Origin of the sequence: Pseudomonas sp. 2,4-D, assembly GCF_030418155.1 — a bacterium.
GTDB lineage: Bacteria > Pseudomonadota > Gammaproteobacteria > Pseudomonadales > Pseudomonadaceae > Aquipseudomonas > Aquipseudomonas alloputida.
Genome location: NZ_JAUHUI010000001.1, coordinates 119,138 through 141,902, shown reverse-complemented (window position 1 = coordinate 141,902; position 22,765 = coordinate 119,138). Strand labels below are relative to the sequence as shown.

At 58.5% G+C, this 22,765-nt stretch carries 22 protein-coding genes; 1 reads left to right on the top strand and 21 read right to left on the bottom strand.

Annotation, left to right across the window (positions count from 1 at the left end):
* Window positions 1–266: 266 nt before the first annotated feature.
* The 21 genes from glmS to rpmH form a co-directional block, all read right to left on the bottom strand.
* Window positions 267–2,102, bottom strand: coding sequence for a glutamine--fructose-6-phosphate transaminase (isomerizing) (glmS, locus tag QYE47_RS00700; RefSeq protein WP_014589193.1), 1,836 nt, complete (start codon window positions 2,100–2,102; stop codon window positions 267–269).
* A gap of 3 nt (window positions 2,103–2,105) precedes the next feature.
* Entirely contained in the window at window positions 2,106–2,882 is a 777-nt protein-coding gene (locus QYE47_RS00695) for a DeoR/GlpR family DNA-binding transcription regulator (RefSeq protein ID WP_014589194.1), read from the bottom strand.
* Window positions 2,883–3,078: 196 nt separating this feature from the next.
* On the bottom strand, window positions 3,079–4,446 hold the full coding sequence (gene glmU / locus QYE47_RS00690; protein WP_014589195.1) for a bifunctional UDP-N-acetylglucosamine diphosphorylase/glucosamine-1-phosphate N-acetyltransferase GlmU: 1,368 nt from the start codon (window positions 4,444–4,446) through the stop codon (window positions 3,079–3,081).
* Window positions 4,447–4,564: 118 nt separating this feature from the next.
* A complete protein-coding gene (locus QYE47_RS00685; RefSeq protein ID WP_016489909.1) occupies window positions 4,565–4,984 on the bottom strand; it encodes a F0F1 ATP synthase subunit epsilon in 420 nt (139 codons plus the stop codon).
* Window positions 4,985–5,027: 43 nt separating this feature from the next.
* Window positions 5,028–6,404, bottom strand: coding sequence for a F0F1 ATP synthase subunit beta (gene atpD / locus QYE47_RS00680; protein WP_003253197.1), 1,377 nt, complete (start codon window positions 6,402–6,404; stop codon window positions 5,028–5,030).
* Window positions 6,405–6,431: 27 nt separating this feature from the next.
* Window positions 6,432–7,292, bottom strand: coding sequence for a F0F1 ATP synthase subunit gamma (gene atpG / locus QYE47_RS00675; protein ID WP_003253195.1), 861 nt, complete (start codon window positions 7,290–7,292; stop codon window positions 6,432–6,434).
* A gap of 48 nt (window positions 7,293–7,340) precedes the next feature.
* Window positions 7,341–8,885, bottom strand: coding sequence for a F0F1 ATP synthase subunit alpha (gene atpA, locus QYE47_RS00670; protein WP_003253193.1), 1,545 nt, complete (start codon window positions 8,883–8,885; stop codon window positions 7,341–7,343).
* 21 nt (window positions 8,886–8,906) lie between these two features.
* Window positions 8,907–9,443 carry a F0F1 ATP synthase subunit delta gene (locus QYE47_RS00665; protein WP_003253191.1) on the bottom strand — a complete coding sequence of 179 codons (537 nt, stop codon included), beginning with the start codon at window positions 9,441–9,443 and terminating at the stop codon, window positions 8,907–8,909.
* A 12-nt stretch (window positions 9,444–9,455) separates the two neighbouring features.
* Window positions 9,456–9,926 carry a F0F1 ATP synthase subunit B gene (locus QYE47_RS00660; protein WP_010955888.1) on the bottom strand — a complete coding sequence of 157 codons (471 nt, stop codon included), beginning with the start codon at window positions 9,924–9,926 and terminating at the stop codon, window positions 9,456–9,458.
* Window positions 9,927–9,982: 56 nt separating this feature from the next.
* Window positions 9,983–10,240, bottom strand: a complete 258-nt coding sequence (gene atpE, locus QYE47_RS00655; RefSeq protein WP_003097235.1) for a F0F1 ATP synthase subunit C — start codon at window positions 10,238–10,240, stop codon at window positions 9,983–9,985.
* A 144-nt stretch (window positions 10,241–10,384) separates the two neighbouring features.
* Window positions 10,385–11,254 (bottom strand): F0F1 ATP synthase subunit A, encoded by an 870-nt coding sequence (gene atpB, locus QYE47_RS00650; RefSeq protein WP_010955889.1) that lies wholly within the window; start codon window positions 11,252–11,254, stop codon window positions 10,385–10,387.
* Window positions 11,255–11,270: 16 nt separating this feature from the next.
* Entirely contained in the window at window positions 11,271–11,678 is a 408-nt protein-coding gene (locus QYE47_RS00645; RefSeq protein ID WP_010955890.1) for a F0F1 ATP synthase subunit I, read from the bottom strand.
* A 149-nt stretch (window positions 11,679–11,827) separates the two neighbouring features.
* Window positions 11,828–12,700 (bottom strand): ParB/RepB/Spo0J family partition protein, encoded by an 873-nt coding sequence (locus QYE47_RS00640; protein WP_003253185.1) that lies wholly within the window; start codon window positions 12,698–12,700, stop codon window positions 11,828–11,830.
* A gap of 9 nt (window positions 12,701–12,709) precedes the next feature.
* Window positions 12,710–13,501, bottom strand: a complete 792-nt coding sequence (locus tag QYE47_RS00635; RefSeq protein WP_003253182.1) for a ParA family protein — start codon at window positions 13,499–13,501, stop codon at window positions 12,710–12,712.
* A gap of 18 nt (window positions 13,502–13,519) precedes the next feature.
* Window positions 13,520–14,170, bottom strand: coding sequence for a 16S rRNA (guanine(527)-N(7))-methyltransferase RsmG (rsmG, locus tag QYE47_RS00630; RefSeq protein WP_014589198.1), 651 nt, complete (start codon window positions 14,168–14,170; stop codon window positions 13,520–13,522).
* Entirely contained in the window at window positions 14,167–16,059 is a 1,893-nt protein-coding gene (gene mnmG / locus QYE47_RS00625; protein ID WP_014589199.1) for a tRNA uridine-5-carboxymethylaminomethyl(34) synthesis enzyme MnmG, read from the bottom strand. The genes rsmG and mnmG overlap by 4 nt, the downstream gene beginning before the upstream one ends.
* A 632-nt stretch (window positions 16,060–16,691) precedes the next feature.
* Window positions 16,692–18,062, bottom strand: a complete 1,371-nt coding sequence (gene mnmE, locus QYE47_RS00620) for a tRNA uridine-5-carboxymethylaminomethyl(34) synthesis GTPase MnmE (RefSeq protein ID WP_010951424.1) — start codon at window positions 18,060–18,062, stop codon at window positions 16,692–16,694.
* Between the two features lie 88 nt (window positions 18,063–18,150).
* Window positions 18,151–19,833, bottom strand: a complete 1,683-nt coding sequence (gene yidC, locus QYE47_RS00615; RefSeq protein ID WP_010951425.1) for a membrane protein insertase YidC — start codon at window positions 19,831–19,833, stop codon at window positions 18,151–18,153.
* A gap of 2 nt (window positions 19,834–19,835) precedes the next feature.
* On the bottom strand, window positions 19,836–20,081 hold the full coding sequence (yidD, locus tag QYE47_RS00610) for a membrane protein insertion efficiency factor YidD (RefSeq protein WP_003253169.1): 246 nt from the start codon (window positions 20,079–20,081) through the stop codon (window positions 19,836–19,838).
* The gene (gene rnpA, locus QYE47_RS00605) at window positions 20,074–20,478 is read right to left on the bottom strand and encodes a ribonuclease P protein component (protein ID WP_003253166.1); all 405 of its coding nucleotides are present in this window, start codon (window positions 20,476–20,478) and stop codon (window positions 20,074–20,076) included. The genes yidD and rnpA overlap by 8 nt, the downstream gene beginning before the upstream one ends.
* 13 nt (window positions 20,479–20,491) lie before the next feature.
* A complete protein-coding gene (gene rpmH / locus QYE47_RS00600) occupies window positions 20,492–20,626 on the bottom strand; it encodes a 50S ribosomal protein L34 (protein ID WP_003253163.1) in 135 nt (44 codons plus the stop codon).
* A gap of 595 nt (window positions 20,627–21,221) precedes the next feature.
* Between rpmH and dnaA the strand changes: the two genes are divergently transcribed.
* A complete protein-coding gene (gene dnaA / locus QYE47_RS00595) occupies window positions 21,222–22,742 on the top strand; it encodes a chromosomal replication initiator protein DnaA (RefSeq protein ID WP_010951427.1) in 1,521 nt (506 codons plus the stop codon).
* Window positions 22,743–22,765: the final 23 nt, after the last annotated feature.

Sequence of the window (22,765 nt, the reverse complement as noted above, 5' to 3'; positions counted from 1 at the left end):
GCATGGGCTATTCTCATTGGCATCGTCCATCAACTTTCTGGCTATCGTACTTCGAAGATCTCTGCCTTGGGCTCGGCCCAGTAGAGCCACAGATTGCTTCTCATGTATGAAGGAAGCGTTTCAGTAAGAGGTTGGGGGAAGCGGGGGAGGCTCGTAAAAGCGCTCGATGAGGAGAAGCGAGCGCTTCTCCTCTACCGGCGATAGTTTTAATTGCCCGACGACTGTTTTAATTCAACGAAACCATGACTGCAGCAAGCCTCCTGACTTCACTCGACAGTCACCGACTTGGCCAAATTACGCGGCTGGTCAACGTCGGTCCCCTTTAGCACGGCCACGTAATAAGACAGCAACTGCAGCGGGATGGTGTACAGGATTGGCGCCAGGGCATCGGCAATGTGCGGCACCTTGATCACGTGGGTGCCTTCACCATTGGTCATGCCAGCGTGCTCGTCGGCGAACACTACCAACTCGCCACCACGGGCACGCACTTCCTGCAGGTTGGACTTCAGTTTCTCCAGCAGTTCGTTGTTCGGTGCAACGGTAACCACCGGCATGTCGTTGTCCACCAGAGCCAGCGGGCCGTGCTTCAACTCGCCTGCAGGGTACGCTTCTGCGTGGATGTAGGAGATTTCCTTAAGCTTGAGAGCACCTTCCATCGCCACCGGGTACTGCGCGCCGCGGCCGAGGAACAGGGTATGGTGCTTGTCGGCGAACAGCTCGGCAATTTTCTCGACGGTGGCATCCATGGCCAGGGCTTCGCCCAGGCGGGTTGGCAGTCGACGCAGCTCTTCAACCAGCTCAGCTTCGGCACCGGCTTCCAGCGTACCGCGCACCTGGCCAAGGGCCAGGGTCAGCAGCATCAGCGAAACCAGCTGGGTGGTGAACGCTTTGGTCGAAGCCACACCGATTTCAGGACCGGCCAAGGTCAGCAGGGTCAAGTCCGACTCGCGTACCAGCGAGCTGATACCTACGTTGCAGATCGCCAGGCTGCCAAGGAAACCCAACTCCTTGGCATTGCGTAGCGCGGCCAAGGTATCGGCGGTTTCGCCGGACTGCGAGATGGAGACGAACAGAGTGTCCGGCTGCACCACCACCTTGCGGTAACGGAATTCGCTGGCCACTTCCACCTGGCAAGGGATGCCGGCCAGGCTTTCCAGCCAGTAACGCGCAACCATACCGGCGTGGTAGCTGGTGCCACAGGCAACGATCTGCACGTTGCGCACCTTGGCAAACAGGTCGGCAGCTTGCGGGCCAAAGGCCTGGACCAGCACGTTGTCCTTGCCCAGGCGGCCTTCAAGCGTGCGCTGAACAACGCTTGGCTGTTCGTGAATTTCCTTGAGCATGAAGTGACGGTAAGCCCCCTTGTCGGCAGCCTCGGCACCTTCGTGATACTGCACGGTTTCGCGCTGGACCTTATTGCCCTGCTGGTCCCAGATAGAGACCTGATCACGGCGGATTTCAGCGATGTCGCCTTCTTCCAGGTACATGAAGCGGTCAGTAACCTGACGCAGCGCCAGCTGGTCGGACGCCAGGAAGTTCTCGCCAAGGCCCAGGCCGATAACCAGCGGGCTACCACTGCGTGCGGCCACCAGGCGGTCCGGCTGCTTGGCACTGATCAGCGCCAGGCCGTAAGCGCCGTGCAGGCGCTTCACCGCTGCCTTAAGGGCGTCGGTCAGGTTTGGAAGGCTCTTCAGGGTGTGGTGGATCAGGTGGACGATGACTTCGGTATCGGTCTGCGAAGTGAAGACATAGCCCAGCCCCTTCAGCTCTTCGCGCAGCTCCTCGTGGTTCTCGATGATGCCGTTGTGCACCACGGCCACGTCATTGCCCGAGAAGTGCGGGTGGGCGTTGCCTTCAGTCGGCGCGCCGTGGGTAGCCCAGCGGGTGTGGGCAATACCCAGCTGGCCTGCCAATGGGTCATCAGCAACAGCAACCTCCAGCTCGCTGACCTTGCCAATGCGCCGGCGGCGCTGCAGTTCACCGTTCTGGGTGAGCACAGCCAAACCGGCGCTGTCGTAACCGCGGTATTCAAGACGCTTGAGGCCTTCGATCAGGATGGCTGTGATATTACGCTCGGCGATAGCACCAACGATTCCACACATGTTTTATTGCTCCTGGCTGATCGCGGCGCAGATCAGGTTGACGCCGCGGGCTTGAATTTGTTCGCGCGCTGCTGCTGGCAGGCGTTCATCTGTAATAAGGGTGTGCACACTGCCCCAGGGCAGCTCGAGGTTAGGGATCTTGCGCCCCACCTTGTCCGACTCGACCATCACGATCACTTCACGGGCAACTTCCGCCATGACCCGGCTCAGCCCAAGCAACTCGTTGAAGGTAGTGGTACCCCGGCCGAGGTCGATGCCGTCGGCACCGATGAATAATTGGTCGAAATCGTAGGAGCGCAGTACCTGCTCCGCGACCTGACCCTGGAACGATTCGGAATGCGGGTCCCAGGTGCCACCGGTCATCAGCAGCACCGGCTCATGTTCGAGGTCGCAAATCGCACGGGCCACATTGAGCGAATTGGTCATCACCACCAGGCCTGGCTGGCGCCCCAGTTCGGGGATCATTGCCGCCGTGGTGCTGCCGCTGTCGATGATAATGCGTGCATGTTCGCGGATACGCCCCACAGCAGCACGCGCAATGGCCTTTTTATAGGAAGAGACGGGTTGTGCCGGTTCACCGAGCAACTCTTGCGGCACCGGCACCGCCCCGCCATAGCGGCGTAACAACAAGCCGTTGGTTTCCAAGGCGGCGAGGTCTTTGCGAATGGTCACTTCCGAGGTGGCGAAACGCTTGGCCAACGCGTCCACACTTACCTCACCCTGCTCGCTGAGCAAAGCCAGAATATTGTGTCGCCGTTGTGGTGTGTTTCGTTTCGACATGTGCGCTTAAGTTTCGATTCGAAAGTTAATGGTTGCAATCAAAACCTAAGACGAGCGATTCGTCAAGCTGTCGCTGACCTGTGGATTGTTTGCCTCTGTTTTGACGCGGTCCTTTAGGCGCGGGAGCGCCAATCGCCAATAAAAAAGCCGACTTATTCACATAAGTCGGCTTTCGATCGAAACGGCTGTGAATAACTCAGCTCTTCTTGATCTTCTCAGGGCGCTTCCAACCCGAAATGTTGCGCTGGCGCGCACGGGCTACAGCCAGGTCACCCGCGTCTACAGCCTGGGTGATGGTCGAGCCAGCTGCGGTGGTAGCGCCGGCCTTGATTTCCACAGGCGCCACCAGCGAGTTGTTCGATCCAATGAACACGTCTTCACCCATCACGGTCTTGAACTTGTTGGCGCCATCGTAATTACAGGTGATGGTGCCGGCGCCGATATTGGTGCGCGCACCGATTTCGGCATCCCCCAGGTAGGTCAGGTGACCAGCCTTGGCCCCTTCACCCAGGTGGGTGTTTTTCAGTTCGACGAAGTTACCCACATGGGCCTTGGCGTCCAGTACGCTGCCCGGGCGCAGTCGGGCGAACGGGCCTGCATCGCTGCCCTCGCCCATCACGGCACCTTCGAGGTGGCTGTTGGCCTTCACCACCGCGCCTTTGCGCAGGGTAGTGTTCTTGATCACGCAGTTAGGGCCGATCTGCACATCGTCTTCGATGACCACCTTGCCTTCGAGAATCACGTTGATGTCGATCAGCACGTCACGACCAACGCTTACTTCACCACGAACATCGAAGCGTGCCGGATCACGCAGGGTAACCCCCTGAGCCATCAGACGGCGGCCTTCACGCAACTGGTAGTGACGCTCCAGCTCGGAGAGCTGGCGGCGGTCGTTGGCGCCCTGCACTTCCATAGCGTCGTGTGGCTGTTCAGTTGCCACCACCAAGCCATCGGCCACTGCCATGGCGATTACGTCAGTCAGGTAGTACTCGCCCTGGGCGTTGTTGTTCGACAGGCGGCCCATCCAGTCGGCGAGGCGCGCGGCTGGCAGCGCCAGAATTCCGGTGTTGCCTTCCTTGATCGCTTTTTGCGCGTCGCTGGCGTCCTTGTGCTCAACGATGGCAGTTACCTTGCCCTGCTCGTCACGCACGATCCGGCCATAGCCGGTCGGATCGTCGAGGGTGACTGTCAGCAGTCCCAGCTGCTGATCGTTGGCCTTCGCCAACAGACGCTGCAAGGTCTCCACTTCGATCAACGGCACGTCGCCGTACAACACCAGCACGGTGTCAGCGGTCAGCGCTGGCAGTGCCTGGGCAACAGCATGACCGGTACCCAGCTGTTTATCCTGCATGACGAAATTCAGGTCGTCAGCAGCCAGCCGCTCGCGGACCAGCTCGGCGCCATGGCCAATGACCACATGAATACCTTGCGGCTGAAGTTGGCGCGCGCTGTGGATAACATGGCCGAGCATGGAATTGCCAGCCACCGGGTGCAACACTTTGGGCAGCGCCGAGCGCATGCGGGTGCCTTGGCCGGCGGCGAGAATAACGATATCGAGTGACATTACTGGCTACCAATCCTGGGCGGTCAGTGAAAGACCGGGGGAGAAAACAGAAAAAGAAAAAGGGTAGCCGAGGCTACCCTTTTACTCAATCGCAACAGAAGTTATCAGCCGTAGCCGATTACTTGCCTTTGCGCATTTGCTGGACGGTACGCAGCTGGGCTGCGGCCTCGGCCAGACGTGCGGCGGCGGCACCGTAGTCGAAGTCCGCGCCTTTCAGATTCAGGGCGTTCTCGGCAGCCTTGAGGGCCTCCTGAGCCTGAGCTTCATCCAGGTCTGCAGCACGTTGCACGGTATCGGCAAGCACCTTGACCATGTTCGGCTGAACCTCGAGGAAACCACCAGAGATGTAGAACACCTCTTGTGCGCCACCCTGCTTGGTCAGCGTGATCGGACCAGGCTTGAGATTGGTGATCAGCGGCGCATGGCCTGGAGCGATACCAAGATCACCCAGGTTACCGTGCGCAACTACCATCTCGACCAGGCCGGAGAAGATCTCTCCTTCCGCGCTGACGATATCGCAATGGACTGTCATAGCCATCTGCTTGCCTCAACCTGATAGCGCCCCTTGCGGGGCGCAGGAATTACAGTTTCTTGGCTTTCTCGATCGCTTCGTCGATGCTGCCGACCATGTAGAACGCTTGTTCTGGCAGGTGGTCGTAGTCACCTTTGAGGATGCCGCTGAAGCCAGCGATGGTGTCTTTCAGGGAAACGTACTTACCTGGCGAACCGGTGAAGACTTCTGCCACGAAGAACGGCTGCGACAGGAAGCGCTGGATCTTACGAGCGCGGGCTACCAGTTGCTTGTCGGCTTCGGACAGTTCGTCCATACCCAGGATCGCAATGATGTCCTTCAGCTCTTTATAGCGCTGCAGAACATACTGAACGCCACGAGCGGTCTCGTAGTGCTCGTTGCCGATCACGTTCGGGTCCAGCTGGCGCGAAGTCGAGTCCAGTGGGTCGACCGCTGGGTAGATACCCAGGGAGGCGATGTCACGGGACAGAACGACGGTGGCGTCCAAGTGGGCGAAGGTGGTCGCTGGCGACGGGTCGGTCAAGTCGTCCGCAGGTACGTATACGGCCTGTACGGAGGTGATCGAACCTTCCTTGGTGGAGGTGATGCGCTCTTGCAGAACGCCCATCTCTTCAGCCAGGGTCGGCTGGTAACCTACCGCCGAAGGCATACGGCCCAGCAGTGCGGATACTTCGGTACCGGCCAGGGTGTAACGATAGATGTTGTCGACGAACAGCAGAACGTCGTTACCTTCGTCACGGAACTTCTCGGCCATGGTCAGGCCGGTCAGCGCTACACGCAGACGGTTTCCTGGTGGCTCGTTCATCTGACCGTAGACCAGCGCTACCTTGTCGAGAACGTTGGAGTCCTTCATCTCGTGGTAGAAGTCGTTACCCTCACGAGTACGCTCACCCACACCAGCGAACACGGAGTAACCGCTGTGTTCCATGGCGATGTTACGGATCAGTTCCATCATGTTTACGGTCTTGCCGACACCGGCACCACCGAACAGACCAACTTTACCACCCTTGGCGAACGGGCAAACCAGGTCGATAACCTTGATGCCGGTTTCCAGCAGGTCGTTGCCGCCTGCCTGGTCAGCGAACGAAGGCGCTGGCTGGTGGATACCGCGACGCTCTTCTTCGCCGATCGGGCCGGCTTCGTCGATCGGGTTGCCCAGTACGTCCATGATACGGCCCAGGGTGGCCTTACCAACTGGAACGGAAATGGCAGCGCCGGTGTCGACGACATCCAGACCGCGCTTCAGGCCTTCGGTCGAGCCCATCGCAATGGTACGAACCACGCCGTCGCCCAGCTGCTGCTGAACTTCCAGGGTGGTTTCCGCGCCTTGTACTTTAAGCGCGTTGTATACACTCGGCACGACGTCACGTGGGAATTCCACGTCGATGACGGCGCCGATGATTTGAACGATACGTCCGCTACTCATAGCTGGATCCTCTGAATATGTGAACCGTTAAACCGCGGCAGCGCCGCCGACGATTTCCGAGATCTCCTGGGTGATCGCAGCCTGACGCGCCTTGTTGTAGATCAACTGAAGCTCTTTGATCAAATCACCGGCGTTGTCTGTGGCGTTCTTCATGGCGATCATCCGGGCCGCTTGTTCAGCAGCGTTGTTCTCGACCACCGCCTGGTATACCTGCGACTCCACGTAACGCACCATCAAGCCGTCCAGCAGCTCTTTTGCGTCGGGTTCGTACAGGTAGTCCCAGTGATGCTTGAGATCCTGATCCGGGGTTGCCACCAACGGTACCAATTGCTCGACCGTCGGCTTCTGGGTCATGGTATTGATGAACTTGTTCGAAACCACCGAGAGGCGATCGATACGGCCGTCCAGGTAGGCGTCCAGCATCACTTTGACGGAGCCGATCAGATCGTTGATCGATGGCTCTTCGCCCAAGTGGCTGATCGCTGCTACGACGTTGCCGCCAAAGATGCGGAAGAAAGTCGCACCCTTGCTGCCGATCACGCACAGGTCGATTTCCACGCCCTGTTCGCGGTTTGCGCTCATGTCCTTGACCAGGGCCTTGAACAGGTTGGTGTTCAAGCCACCGCACAGACCACGGTCACTGCTCACCACGATATAACCGGCGCGCTTTACAGGGCGCTCGATCATGAACGGGTGGCGGTATTCCGGGTTGGCGTTGGCCAGATGACCGATCACCTGGCGGATACGTTCCGCGTAAGGACGGCTAGCAGCCATGCGCATTTGTGCCTTGCGCATCTTGCTGACCGCCACTTTCTCCATGGCGCTGGTAATTTTTTGCGTGCTTTTGATGCTCGCAATCTTACTGCGAATCTCTTTTGCGCCTGCCATGTATCACCTATCAGGTTAGCAAGCGGGGGCCTGAGCCCCCGCTGCGGCTTACCAGGTCTGGGTGGCCTTGAACTTCTCGATACCGGCTTTCAGGCCTGCGTCGATTTCGTCGTTGAAGTCACCCTTCACGTTGATCTTCGCCATCAGTTCAGCGTGATCACGGTTGAAGAAGGCGATCAGAGCTTGCTCGAAGCTGCCGATCTTGGAGACTTCTACGTCGATCAGGAAGCCACGCTCAGCGGCGTACAGCGACAGAGCCATGTCCGCGATGGACATCGGCGCGTACTGCTTCTGCTTCATCAGCTCGGTAACGCGCTGACCATGCTCCAGCTGCTTGCGGGTCGCTTCGTCCAGATCGGACGCGAACTGGGCGAATGCAGCCAGTTCACGGTACTGAGCCAGAGCGGTACGAATACCACCGGACAGCTTCTTGATGATCTTGGTCTGAGCGGCACCACCTACGCGGGATACCGAAACACCGGCGTTCACTGCAGGGCGGATGCCCGAGTTGAACATGGCCGATTCCAGGAAGATCTGACCGTCGGTGATGGAAATCACGTTGGTCGGAACGAACGCAGAAACGTCGCCAGCCTGGGTTTCGATGATCGGCAGAGCGGTCAGGGAACCAGTTTTGCCAGTAACAGCACCGTTGGTGAACTTCTCGACGTACTCTTCCGAAACGCGCGATGCACGCTCCAGCAGACGGGAGTGGAGATAGAACACGTCGCCTGGGTATGCTTCGCGTCCTGGTGGACGGCGCAGCAGCAGGGAGATCTGGCGGTAGGCAACGGCCTGCTTGGACAGGTCATCGTAAACGATCAGTGCGTCTTCACCGCGGTCGCGGAAGAACTCGCCCATGGTGCAACCGGCGTATGGCGCCAGGAATTGCAGTGCGGCGGATTCCGAAGCACTGGCAACAACCACGATGGTGTTGGCCAGGGCGCCGTTTTCTTCCAGCTTGCGAACGATGTTGGCAACGGTGGAACGCTTCTGGCCGACAGCAACATAAACACAGAAAATACCGGAGTCTTTCTGGTTGATGATGGCGTCGATGGCCATGGCGGTCTTGCCGATCTGACGGTCGCCAATGATCAGCTCACGCTGGCCACGGCCGACAGGGATCATGGCGTCGACGGATTTGTAACCAGTCTGTACAGGCTGGTCTACCGACTTACGCCAGATCACGCCTGGAGCAACTTTCTCGACTGCGTCGGTCTGGGTGTTACCCAGAGGACCTTTGCCATCGATCGGGTTGCCCAGTGCATCGACGACGCGACCCAGCAGTTCCTTACCAACCGGAACCTCCAGGATGCGGCCGGTGCACTTGGCGCTCATGCCTTCGGCGAGGGTGTCGTATGCACCCAGGATCACTGCACCTACGGAGTCTTGCTCCAGGTTCAGGGCCATGCCGTAGACGCCGCCTGGAAACTCGATCATTTCGCCGTACATGACGTCGGCCAGACCGTGGATCCGCACGATACCGTCGGATACCGAAACGACGGTACCTTCGTTACGGGCTTGGGAGCTCACATCGAGGTTATCGATGCGGCCCTTGATGATTTCACTAATTTCGGAAGGATTGAGTTGCTGCATTGCTCTGCTGCCCCTTCAAACTCAAGATTTCAATGCTTCGGCCAGTTTCGCGATTTTGCCGCGAACAGAGCCATCGATTACCAGGTCACCGGCGCGGATGACGACGCCGCCAATCAGGCTGGCATCCTCCGACGCGTGCAGGCGCACTTCCTGGCCTAACCGTGCACTGAGAACCTTGGCGAGTTTGTCTTGCTGTTCTTGGTTCAACGCGAAGGCACTGGTGACTTCCACGTCCACGGATTTCTCTTGCTCGGCCTTGTACAGGTCGAACAGGGCGGCAATCTCCGGCAGAAGCAGGAGACGGTCGTTTTCCGCGGCAACATGAATGAAATTCTGTGCCTGTGCATTGAACTTGTCACCGCACACGTCAATGAACGTGGCGGCCTTTTCTGCGCTCGTCAGTCGCGGGGCCTTGAGCAGGCGCTGCATGGTGTCGTCTTGCGACACCGCAGCAGCCAGGCCGAGCATGGCTGACCAATTGGCCAGTTGCTGATGGGCCTGGGCATGCTCAAAGGCAGCCTTAGCGTAAGGTCGGGCCAACGTGGTCAGTTCTGCCATGATCGCCCTCGCTTAAATTTCAGCGGCCAGTTTGTTAACCAGCTCCGCATGCGCGTTTTGATCGATTGTGGCGCCAAGGATCTTTTCAGCACCACCAACGGCCAGAGCACCCACTTGGGCACGCAGGGCGTCTTTAGCGCTGTTCAGTTCCTGTTCGATCTCGGCCAGAGCCTGAGCCTTCACACGGTCAGCTTCGACGCGAGCCTGTTCACGGGCTTCGTCGACAAGCTGAGCAGCGCGTTTCTTGCTTTGCTCGATGATTTCGGCTGCCTGTGCTTTAGCTTCACGCAGTTGCTGACCCGCTTTCTCTTGGGCCAGCTCCAGGTCGCGAGCTGCGCGGTTGGCAGCGTCCAAGCCGTCGGCAATCTTCTTTTGGCGCTCTTGCAGGGCAGTGATGACCGGAGGCCATACATACTTCATGCAGAAGAGTACAAAAATCAGGAAAGCAACGGATTGGCCAATCAGGGTTGCATTAATGTTCACGCCAACACCTCGCTCGGTCTTAATTCATACAGCCATCAACTCGTGGTGACGAGTGATTAGCCGGCGATCTGACCAACGAACGGATTCGCGAAGGTGAAGAACAGAGCGATACCAACACCGATCATGGTTACGGCGTCGAGCAGACCGGCAACGATGAACATTTTGACCTGCAGCATCGGAACCATTTCTGGCTGACGAGCAGCGCCTTCCAGGAATTTGCCACCCAGCAGGCCGAAACCAATGGCGGTACCCAGAGCACCCAGGCCGATCAGCAGAGCAACAGCGATAGCGGTCAGACCAACTACAGTTTCCATCTTTCCTCCCGACTTTTACGTCGTATTGGTTAGGTTTTTAGTTTGAAGCGGTAAAACAAATCGTTTGGTACAGCATGCCCTTGCGGACTTTTTAAGCCCTCCCCCCATACAGGCAGGGAAGGCTATCAGACACGCCAGGCGGTCTTAATGGTTATCTTCGTGAGCCATCGACAGGTAGACGATGGTCAGCATCATGAAGATGAAAGCTTGCAGGGTGATGATCAGGATGTGGAACACAGCCCACGCCCATTGCAGCACCACACCCAGACCGCTGAGCCACAGCAGGCCGGAGCCGAACATTACAGCGATCAGGATGAACACCAGCTCGCCAGCATACATGTTGCCGAACAGACGCAGTGCCAGCGAGATCGGCTTGGCGATCAGGGTGACGAATTCCAGCAGGAAGTTGACTGGAATCAGCAGGATTTGCACGAAGATATTCTTGCTGCCAAACGGGTGCAGGGTCAGCTCACCGATGAAGCCGCCCAGTCCCTTGACCTTGATGCTGTAGAAGATGATCAGGGCGAAGACGCAGAAGGCCATGGCCAGGGTCGCGTTCGGGTCGGTGGTCGACACGGCGCGGAACGGAATGTGCGGGTCACCGGAAATCAGGATGGCCAGCTGAGGAATCCAGTCGACCGGTATCAGGTCGACGGCGTTCATCAGGAATACCCAGACGAAAATGGTCAGCGCCAGTGGAGCGATTACCGGGCTACGGCCGTGGAAGGAGTCCTTCACGCTGCCGTTGACGAAGTCGACCATCACCTCAACGAAGTTCTGCAGACCGCCAGGTTGGCCGGAAGTCGCCTTCTTGGCCGCCATGCGGAAGATCAACAGGAAGATCAGACCCAGCGCGACGGACCAACCCAGGGTGTCCAGGTGGAACGCCCAGAAGCCCATTGCCTTGGCTTCTGCAGCCGAATGGGCGAAGCCCCAGCTGCCGTCTGGTAGTTGACCGTAGGTCAGGTTCTGCAAGTGGTGCTGGATATAGCCCGAAGCGGTTTCTGCTGCCATGGTTGCCTCAAACGCCCTAAGGTCTCGAAAGTCTTTTATTCATCAGCAGGGGCGCGAACCAGCTGACCAAAAGGGTCAACACGAAGACGCCGAATACTGCTAGCGGCGCCAGTGGCTTCACTCCTGCAAAGGTCAGTGCAAAAAGCACTGCCGTCAAAATCATCTTGCCTGCCTCGCCAGCGTAAAACGACTTGACGATAGCTTGTGCCGCCCGAGCCCCGCTGAAGCGAAAAGCCTTCCAGGCGAAATACACATTGGGCAGCCAGGCAATCAAACCTCCGCAAAGGCCTGAATATCCACTGACCGACCCTTTCCACTGCCACAACACCAAGGTTGCCAGCAGCAGTACGACAAATTGAGCCAGCAGTACCGGAAAAACCGCCCAGCGATGGAAAGGCAGGCGGTTTGGCGTGCGTATTTCCATCACAACTGCTCCTCGGAAGTCGACCAACAAGTCAGCTATGACTTGGCATAATTTGTGCCGACAAAATGCGCGCAGAGTATAGGGGTGGATTAACCCCTATTCAACTCTTCGGTAGTGATTTCCGACTTCGCGCTACAACAGGAATTGTTTCAGCGGATGTGAGCGAGCACGCCTTGCAACTCGTCAAGCGAGTTGTAGCGAATAACCAACTGGCCTTTGCCCTTGTTGCCATGACGGATCTGCACAGCCGAGCCCAGGCGCTCTGCGAGCCGCTGTTCAAGGCGTGCGATATCCGGATCAGGTTTGCTCGGTTCGACCGGATCAGGCTTGTCGCTGAGCCACTGACGGACCAGTGCCTCGGTTTGGCGCACGGTGAGGCCACGTGCGACAACATGACGCGCCCCCTCCTCCTGACGATTTTCATCCAGGCCGAGCAATGCACGGGCGTGCCCCATCTCCAGATCACCGTGGGCGAGCATGGTCTTGATCGCATCGGGCAAGGTAATGAGGCGCAGCAGGTTGGCCACAGTCACCCGCGACTTGCCCACAGCGTCAGCCACCTGCTGCTGGGTGAGCTCGAATTCCTGTTGCAGGCGCTGCAGGGCCATGGCCTCTTCCAGTGGGTTGAGGTCTTCGCGCTGGATGTTCTCGATCAATGCCATGGCGATGGCGGCTTCGTCGGGCACTTCGCGGACCATGGCCGGGATCGTGTCCAGGCCGGCCTGCTGGGTAGCGCGCCAACGGCGCTCACCGGCGATGATCTCGTATCGGTTGTCGCCAATCGGGCGTACTACGATCGGTTGCATCACACCATGGTTGCGAATCGAGTGCGCAAGCTCTTCCAGCGCCTCCGGGTCCATGTCTCGGCGAGGCTGATACTTGCCGCGCTGGACCAGCTCGACCGGCAGGTGTTGCAGTTCTTTCTGGTCGATCTTTACAGCCTGCTCTTCGAGCGCGCTGACGGAAGGACCACTGAGCAGTGCATCCAACCCACGTCCGAGACCCCGTTTCTTGACGGCCATACGGATTCCTTAAGTTGTTTGTGCAGTGCGTGATGGACGGCGTTGACGGCGTACCAGTTCCCCAGCCAGGGCCAGGTACGCCAGTGCGCCCCGCGATTGCTTGTCGTAAGCAAGGGCTGGCATGCCGAAGCTGGGGGCCTCGGCCAAGCGAATGTTGCGCGGAATGACCGTGTCGTACAGCTGAGGGCCAAAGTGCTCCTTCAACTGCGCCGAAACATCGTTGTTCAGGCTCAGGCGCGGATCGTACATGGTCCGCAGCAGGCCCTCGATCTTCAACTCAGGGTTCAACCGCGCGGCGATACGCTTGATGTTATCCACAAGGTCGCTGAGACCTTCCAGTGCGTAGTACTCACACTGCATGGGGATAATCACGCCATCGGAAGCGACCAGAGCATTCAGCGTGAGCATCGACAGCGACGGCGGGCAGTCGATGAGGATGTAGTCGTAGTTATCGCGAATAGGCGCCAGGGCGTTGCGCAGACGGCTCTCCTTGACCTGCATTTCCAGCAGCACCACCTCAGCGGCGGTCAGGTCACGGTTGGCAGGCAGCAACTGGAAGCCTCCGTGCTCGGAATAGTGCATAGCCTGGGCCAAGTCGCACTCCCCGATCAGCAGGTCGTAGACCGAATGCTCGAGCTCGTGTTTGTCCACACCGCTGCCCATGGTGGCGTTGCCCTGCGGATCGAGGTCGATCAGCAGGACACGACGCTTGGTCGCAGCCAGCGAGGCGGCGAGATTGATACAGGTGGTTGTCTTGCCCACACCACCTTTCTGGTTCGCGATTGCGAATACCTTAGCCATTGTTGCGAGTGTTCCCAGTCATGCCTTGCGGCGCAGTATCAGCAGATGGCGCTGGCCCTGGCAACCCGGAACGGTCAGGGCCTGTTCGCTTTCCACTGTGAAGTCTGCGGGCAATGCTACCAGTTCATCGGCAGGATGCAGCCCCTTCATTGCAAGCCATTGCGTCCCGGTGTCGCCCAAGTGGCGGGTCCAGTTGGTGAAGTTCTCCATGCTGCTGAAGGCGCGGGAGATAATTCCGTCGAACGGTTGTGCCGGCTGGAAGGCCTCGACCCGGCTGTGGATAACCATGAGGTTGTCCAGCCTGAGTTCCATTTTCACCTGTGTCAGGAAACGGGTTTTCTTGCCATTGGCGTCCAGCACGGTGACGCGCTTGTGTGGATGCAGAATAGCCAGCGGGATGCCGGGCATGCCACCGCCGCTGCCAACATCCAGCCAGTTATCACGGCCGTTGTGGATAAAAGACATGACGCTAAGGCTGTCGAGCAGGTGACGAGAAACCATCTCGTCCGGGTCGCGCACAGCAGTCAGGTTGTAGGCTTTGTTCCATTTGATCAACAGAGCCAGGTAGCCAAGCAGCTTCTCGTGCTGCTCGGCAGTCAGCTCGACACCAAGCTGGCGCGCACCTGTGGACAACTCTTCAGCGTGTTGAGGGGTGACCAGGGAACTCAAGCGCTTTGCTCCAATTCGCGGCCAGCGCCGCGTTTTTTCAAGTGAATCAGCAACAGGGAAATCGCCGCCGGGGTCACACCCGGGATACGTGAAGCCTGGCCCAGCGTCTCTGGACGGGTCTGGCTCAGCTTGCCCTGTATCTCCTTGGACAGGCCGGAAATCGTCGTGTAGTCGATATCCACAGGCAGGCGTGTGTCTTCGCTGGCGCGCAGTCGGGCAATTTCATCCTGCTGGCGGTCGATGTAGCCGGCGTACTTGGTGCGGATCTCGACCTGCTCGGCAACCTGTGGATCGATCGCTTCACCGCCAGTCGCTTCGATCAGGCCGGCGTAGTCGATTTCGGGGCGCGCCAGCAGGTTGAGCAGGCTGTACTCGTGGCTCAGCGGAGTGCCGAATTTATCCACAATGGCCTGGCCTTGCTCGGTATTCGGCCGAACCCAGGTCGATTTCAGGCGCTGTTCCTCACGCTCGATACCGTCGCGCTTGGCGCAGAACGCGGCCCAGCGCTGGTCATCGATCAGGCCCAGTTCACGGCCCTTTTCGGTCAGTCGCAGGTCGGCGTTGTCTTCGCGCAGTATCAGCCGGTACTCGGCACGCGAGGTAAACATGCGGTACGGCTCCTGGGTACCCAAGGTAATCAGGTCGTCCACAAGTACGCCGATGTATGCCTCGTCGCGGCGCGGGCACCAGCTGTCACGGCCCTGCGCCCGCAGTGCGGCGTTAGTCCCGGCCAGCAGGCCCTGGGCGCCGGCTTCTTCGTACCCGGTGGTGCCGTTGATCTGCCCGGCGAAAAACAGGCCGCCGATGACTTTCGTCTCGAGGCTGTACTTGAGGTCGCGGGGATCGAAGTAGTCGTACTCGATGGCGTAGCCGGGGCGCACGATGTGGGCGTTTTCCATGCCACGGATGGAACGCACGAGCTCCAACTGCACGTCGAACGGCAGCGAAGTGGAAATACCGTTGGGGTACAACTCATGGGTGTTCAAGCCTTCCGGCTCGATGAACACCTGGTGGCTTTCCTTGTCGGCGAAGCGGTGGATCTTGTCTTCGATCGACGGACAGTAGCGCGGACCGACACCTTCGATCACACCCGAGTACATCGGTGAACGGTCGAGGTTCGACGCAATGATCTCGTGGGTGCGCGCATTGGTGTGGGTAATCCAGCAGCTCACCTGACGCGGGTGCATTTCGGCATTGCCCATGAACGACATCACCGGGATCGGCGTATCGCCTGGCTGTTCGGTCATTACCGAGAAGTCCACCGAGCGGCCGTCAATGCGTGGCGGGGTACCGGTTTTCAGGCGGCCGACGCGCAGCGGCAGTTCACGCATGCGGTGGGCCAGGGCAATCGAAGGTGGATCACCGGCGCGACCACCGGAATGGTTTTGCAGACCAATGTGGATAAGGCCGCCGAGGAAGGTACCGGTAGTCAGCACCACCGATTCGGCAAAGAAACGCAGGCCCATCTGGGTCACCACGCCTTTGACCTGGTCCTGCTCGACGATCAGGTCGTCGCAGGACTGCTGGAATATCCACAGGTTTGGCTGGTTTTCCAGGATTTCACGTACCACTGCCTTGTAGATGGCGCGGTCGGCTTGTGCACGGGTGGCACGTACGGCCGGGCCCTTGCGGTTGTTCAGAACGCGGAACTGGATGCCGCTCTTGTCGGTGGCCAGCGCCATGGCGCCGCCGAGCGCATCGATCTCTTTGACCAGATGGCTTTTGCCAATACCGCCGATGGCGGGGTTGCAGCTCATGTGACCGAGGGTTTCCACGTTATGGGTCAGCAGCAGGGTCTTCACACCCATGCGTGCAGACGCAAGCGCAGCCTCGGTACCGGCATGGCCGCCGCCGATGACGATCACGTCAAAACGGGAAGGGAAATCCACCACGCACCTCGTGCCTGTTTTTGCGAATAGAGAAGGTAAGCGGACAAGTATAGGGACTTCACCCCCAGTAAAGAAACCGTCTGAGCAAATTTTGACCAGTCTGTGGATGAGTGGCAAACAACAGAAATCAGAGAGAAGAAATTTAAAAAGCTTTGTTTTTATGTTTATTCTTATGCACAGCGACTTCTGTGGATAAAGTCCTGTATCCCAATAATGGCGCTATGTAGAGAGAAATTAAACCCTGTGTCTGGAGTGCCATGAGGGCTCTGGATAACGTCATTTAGCCTGTGGATTAAATGCTTCTTTACCCACAGGTGGGTTTTTCCTCAGAAAAAAAGCCCGCTTATCAACTGAGCTGAAGGCGACTTTTCCACAGGGCTCCTGAGCACAGTTTTTAAGACGAGCATGGAAAATTCATCGCGCTGGCGGCCAGACATGGTCAGGTTGGAGCGGTCGAGCCCGCGAAAGGGTCGGTACATCCACAGAGATCTGGTGCTTGTAAGGGCTTCTCGCGGGCCCGCCCGCTCCCACAGGTGCTTGGGTCATCGGCCTGTATTCATCTTCTGCAACGAATTTCAGGCAAAAAAAAGCCGCCCCCTAAGGAGCGGCGCTTGGCCTTGCCTGGCTGTGGATTACTTGCCGATGCAGAAGCTGGAGAAAATCCGCCCAAGCAGGTCATCCGAGCTGAATGCTCCTGTGATCTCCCCCAGCGCATGCTGTGCCTGGCGTAAGTCCTCAGCCAGAAGCTCTCCCGCGCCCGCCAAGGTCAATTGAGCACGGCCGTGCTCCAGGTGCTCGCTGGCCTGGCGCAAGGCATCCAGATGGCGCCGGCGGGCGCTGAAGCCACTCTCCGCAGTCTGCTCGTAACCCATACAGCCCTTCAGATGGTCGCGGAGCAGCTGCAGCCCTGTATCGTCGCCCTTGGCGCTCAGGGTAATGGTCACATGGCCGTCATCGCACTGTTCCAGCGCTACCCGCTCACCACTCAGGTCGGCCTTGTTGCGAATCAGCGTGACCTTGGCCGGGTCCGGCCGCTGAGCGAGAAACTCCGGCCACAAAGCGAACGGGTCGCTGGCCTCGGGCGCAGTGGAGTCGACTACCAGCAGCACGCGGTCTGCCTCGCCAATGGCCTTCAGGGCGCGTTCCACACCGATCTTTTCCACATGGTCATCGGTATCGCGCAAGCCGGCAGTATCGACAACGTGCAGCGGCATGCCGTCGATGTGGATATGTTCGCGCAGGATATCCCGCGTAGTGCCGGCGATGTCAGTGACGATGGCAGCTTCCCGACCGGCCAGCTGGTTCAGCAAGCTCGATTTACCGGCATTCGGCCGGCCGGCAATGACTACCGTCATGCCGTCACGCAGCAAGGCGCCCTGCCCGGCCTCGCGCTGCACAGTGGATAACTCGCTACGCACGGCATCAAGCATCGACAGCACGTGGCCATCGGCGAGGAAGTCGATCTCTTCCTCAGGAAAATCGATCGCCGCCTCGACGTAAATACGCAGGGCAATCAACGCCTCGGTGAGGCTGTGCACACGCCTGGAGAATTCCCCTTGCAGCGAGCGCAGGGCGTTGCGCGCTGCCTGGCTGGAACTGGCCTCGATCAGGTCGGCGATGGCTTCAGCCTGCGCCAGGTCGAGCTTGTCGTTGAGGAAGGCGCGCTCGCTGAACTCGCCCGGGCGGGCCAGACGACAGCCGACTTGTACACAGCGCTGCAGCAGCATGTCCAAGACCACGGGGCCACCGTGTCCCTGCAGTTCAAGCACGTCCTCGCCAGTGAACGAATTAGGCCCAGGAAAGAACAGAGCAATCCCTTCGTCCAGCACCAGCCCTTCATCGTCGCGAAACGGACCGTAATGGGCATGCCGCGGGGTCAGGGTGCGGCCAGTGATCAACAGGCCGGCCTTGGCAGCCAAGGGGCCGGACAACCTGACAATTCCCACACCGCCCCGGCCCTGGGCCGTGGCGATGGCGGCGATGGTTTCACGCACAGTGTTCATGCTCGAAAGCCTCTACGACAAAAACGACAGATAGCAAAAACGCCCCACTAGGGGGCGTTTTTTATTCACAGGCTAGCGTATTAGCCCGTCAAGCAGCAGCTTTTTTGGTAGCTGCTTCGATACGGCGAGTGATGTACCACTGCTGCGAAATCGACAGGCAGTTGTTCACAACCCAGTACAGCACCAGACCGGCAGGGAACCACAGGAAGAAGAAGGTGAAGATGATTGGCATCATTTTCATTACCTTGGCTTGCATCGGATCCGGCGGAGTCGGGTTCAGGCGCTGCTGGATGAACATGGTGGCGCCCATGATGATCGGCAGGATGAAGAACGGATCCTTGATCGACAGGTCGGTAATCCACAGGATCCATGGGGCCTGGCGCATTTCCACGCTTTCCAGCAATACCCAGTACAGGGCCAGGAATACCGGCATCTGCACCAGGATCGGCAGGCAGCCGCCCAGTGGGTTGATCTTCTCTTTCTTGTAAAGCTCCATCATCGCCTGGGACATCTTCTGGCGATCGTCACCGAAGCGTTCCTTGAGTGCAGCGAGCTTAGGTGCAACGGCACGCATACGCGCCATGGAGCGGTAGCTGGCAGCCGACAGTGGGAAGAACAGGCCTTTGATCAACATGGTCAGCACGATGATCGACCAGCCCCAGTTACCCAGCAGGCTGTGGATATGTTGCAGCAGCCAGAAGATCGGCTGGGCGATGAACCACAGGAAGCCGTAGTCGACGGTCAATTCCAGGCCTGGGGACAACTCTTTCAGCTTGGACTGGATCTTCGGGCCGGCGTACAGCAGGGCACTGGTTTCGACCTTGCCGCCAGCCGGTACGCTGATAACCGGGCCGGTGTAGCCGATGATGTAGTTGCCCTGGCTATCCTTGCGGGTCTGGACAACGTTGTTGTCCGACTTGGCCGGAATCCAGGCGGTCACGAAGTAGTGCTGCAGCCAGGCAACCCAGCCGCCGGACACATTTTCTTTCAAACTACCTTTGTCGATGTCCTTCATCGAGACCTTTTTGTAAGGCTCAGAAGCTGTCCACAGGGCAGCACCCAGGTAGGTAGCGGTGCCGGTGGCAGTACTGGAGGACGGATCGCCGCTGGCATCACGCTTGAGCTGGGCAAACATGTTGCCGTTCCAGGCCTGGCCGCTCTGGTTGTCGATCAGGTAGCTGACATTCAGGTCGTACTCACCGCGCTTGAAGCTGAAACGCTTGATGTAGTTGACACCGTTGTCACTGAACTTCAGGTCTACCACCAGTTGTTCCTGGCCATCGGCCAGCTGGTAGCTCTTCTGCTCGGCGGCATACAGGGGCCGGCCGCTGGCGCGGGCATCCGGGCCGTCGGTGCCGGTCAGACCGCTTTGTGCCAAGTAAACACGCTCACCACCGTTGTCGAACAACTGGAATGGAATGTTCGGGTGGTCTTGACGGCGTGGGTACTTCGGCAGGTTCAGCTGGACGATGTCACCACCGACCGGATCGATAGCCAGTTCCAGAACGTCGGTCTTGACTCGGATCAGGTCCTTGCTGAGTGCGACCGGTGCCAGTTCGGCAGGGCTCGATTCGGCGTTGGCGCTCGGTACATCGGCGCTGGCACCGTTGTTACCGGCCGGCACGCCATCGGGCAAGCCCGGAGCAACAGTGCTGGCAGCAGTATTCTGAGTCGGCAGGGCAGCCTGGCCGTAGTCATCGTTCCACTTCAGGACCATGACGTAGGACACGACTGCCAGCGCGGCGATCAGGATCGTGCGTTTAATATCCATGATTACTCGGCTATCGAAGAAGTTCGGGAGGAAGGAGCGGGTGGAACGGGGTCGAAACCGCCGTCATTCCACGGATGACAACGCCCCAGGCGACGAACGGCCAGCCACCCACCACGCCAGATGCCATGGTTTTCGATGGCTTCATACGCGTAACAGGAGCAACTGGGGAAAAACCGACAGTGGTTGGCCATCAGAGGACTAATGGCGTAACGGTAAAACTGGATCGGAACGAGTGCCAGTTTACGCATCTTGGCTGTCTACCCCTGCGGAATTGGCGGTGACTGCTGGTGTTGGCCGGCTGCGCGCCAGGCGTTTCCAGAGCTTGCCAAAGTGTTGGTGCAATTCCGGGTTTTCTATCTCACCCAATCCCTTGCGCGCGACGATCACGATGTCCAGGCCGGCAAGCAATTGCTGGTTCAGACGAAAGGAATCGCGCATCAAGCGCTTGAGGCGGTTGCGTTGAACGGCGAGCTTGACACTCTTCTTGCCGATTACCAAGCCAAGGCGTGGGTGATCGAGGCCGTTCTCGCGAGCAAGGATCAGCAGGTTTTTCCCTGGAACCTTGCCGGTTGGGGAGTCGAAGACCGCTTTGAAATGCCGGGGTGTAAGCAGTCGCTTTTCCCGACTGAAGTCCTGACTCACCACCTGTGCCGAAAAATCAAATGGCCAGACGCTTACGGCCTTTGGCACGACGACGCGACAGAACAGCACGGCCGTTCTTGGTAGCCATACGGGCACGGAAACCGTGGGTGCGGGCGCGCTTGATGGTGCTTGGTTGGAAAGTACGTTTCATGGCGTGTTACCTGGTTTGTCGACGACGGGCCGGGATGGCCCCCTTTTTAAGAGACCGGCGATTCTAGAGAAAGCAAGCCCATAGGTCAATTTCCAACCAGTCTTTCCATATAGAGCATGTGATGGACGGTGCCTGTTGATCAGTGCCCAAGGGGTGCTTGATCGGACACACGGATCGGGGACAACATGAAAAAAAAGAAGAGACATATAAAAAGCTTTTTTGAAGAACTTATAACTCTTAAGTGGATAACCTTCTGTGGATAACCTGCGCCGGCCCATGAATTACGGGGTGTACAGAGTTTTACAACTTTGTTCTGATCCCGTGCTGCGCTTGTTCCCATCGTGAGCGAAAGCTGTGGATGAAAACACCAGTTATCCACAGTAGACTTATCAACAGGCTAAGGGGTGGGGTTGTGCATAGCCCTCATGGTCGTTTATCCACAGGGCTTATTCACAGAGGCGAAAAGCCGTTTTGGTCGATAAATGGCTGTTTTGTCGTGGTTCCTAACGTGTCCACATGTGGATAACTGAACGCTCGACCGGTACAATGGCGGTTTGTTTTTGCCTCATCCGGCTTTCAAACTCAGGGGATATCCGTGTCAGTGGAACTTTGGCAGCAGTGCGTGGAGCTTCTGCGCGATGAACTGCCTGCCCAGCAATTCAACACCTGGATCCGTCCGCTACAGGTCGAAGCCGAAGGCGACGAGTTGCGCGTCTATGCGCCTAACCGTTTCGTTCTCGATTGGGTCAATGAAAAGTACCTGGGTCGCTTGCTCGAGCTGTTGGGTGAGAACGGTAGCGGCATTGCACCAGCCCTTTCCTTATTAATAGGTAGCCGTCGCAGCTCGGCCCCAAGGGCTGCGCCCAACGCGCCAGTCAGCGCTGCCGTTGCGGCTTCGCTGGCGCAGACTCAGGCACACAAGACGGCCCCGGCAGCAGCGGTTGAACCCGTTGCCGTGGCTGCAGCCGAGCCTGTACTGGTCGAGACGTCTTCGCGTGACAGCTTTGATGCCATGGCCGAGCCCGCTGCGGCGCCGCCCAGTGGTGGTGGCCGGGCTGAACAGCGCACCGTGCAGGTTGAAGGTGCGCTCAAGCACACCAGTTACCTGAACCGGACCTTTACCTTTGACACCTTCGTCGAAGGTAAGTCGAACCAGCTCGCCCGCGCGGCTGCCTGGCAGGTTGCAGACAACCCTAAGCATGGCTACAACCCACTGTTCCTTTATGGCGGTGTGGGTTTGGGTAAAACTCACCTTATGCATGCTGTGGGTAACCATCTGCTGAAGAAGAATCCGAACGCCAAGGTGGTGTACCTGCATTCGGAGCGTTTCGTCGCGGACATGGTCAAAGCGCTGCAACTCAATGCCATCAACGAATTCAAGCGCTTCTACCGCTCGGTGGACGCGTTGTTGATCGACGATATCCAGTTCTTCGCTCGCAAAGAGCGCTCACAGGAAGAGTTTTTCCACACCTTCAACGCCTTGCTTGAGGGCGGCCAGCAGGTAATCCTTACCTCTGACCGCTATCCCAAGGAAATCGAAGGCCTGGAAGAGCGTCTGAAGTCGCGCTTTGGTTGGGGCCTGACGGTGGCTGTCGAGCCACCAGAGCTGGAGACCCGCGTAGCGATCCTGATGAAGAAGGCCGACCAGGCCAAAGTCGAGCTCCCGCATGACGCAGCCTTTTTCATCGCTCAGCGCATCCGGTCCAACGTCCGTGAGCTGGAAGGTGCACTGAAGCGGGTTATCGCTCACTCGCACTTCATGGGGCGTGACATCACCATCGAGCTGATTCGTGAATCGCTCAAGGATCTGTTGGCGCTGCAAGACAAACTGGTCAGTGTGGATAACATTCAGCGTACCGTCGCTGAGTACTACAAGATCAAGATCTCCGATCTGTTGTCCAAGCGTCGTTCGCGTTCTGTCGCGCGCCCGCGTCAGGTAGCCATGGCCCTGTCCAAGGAGTTGACCAACCACAGTCTGCCGGAAATCGGCGACATGTTCGGTGGTCGCGACCATACGACCGTGCTGCACGCCTGCCGCAAAATCAATGAACTGAAGGAATCCGACGCGGACATCCGCGAGGACTACAAGAACCTGCTGCGGACGCTGACGACCTGATGGCCGTCTGCGCAGCTAATTGA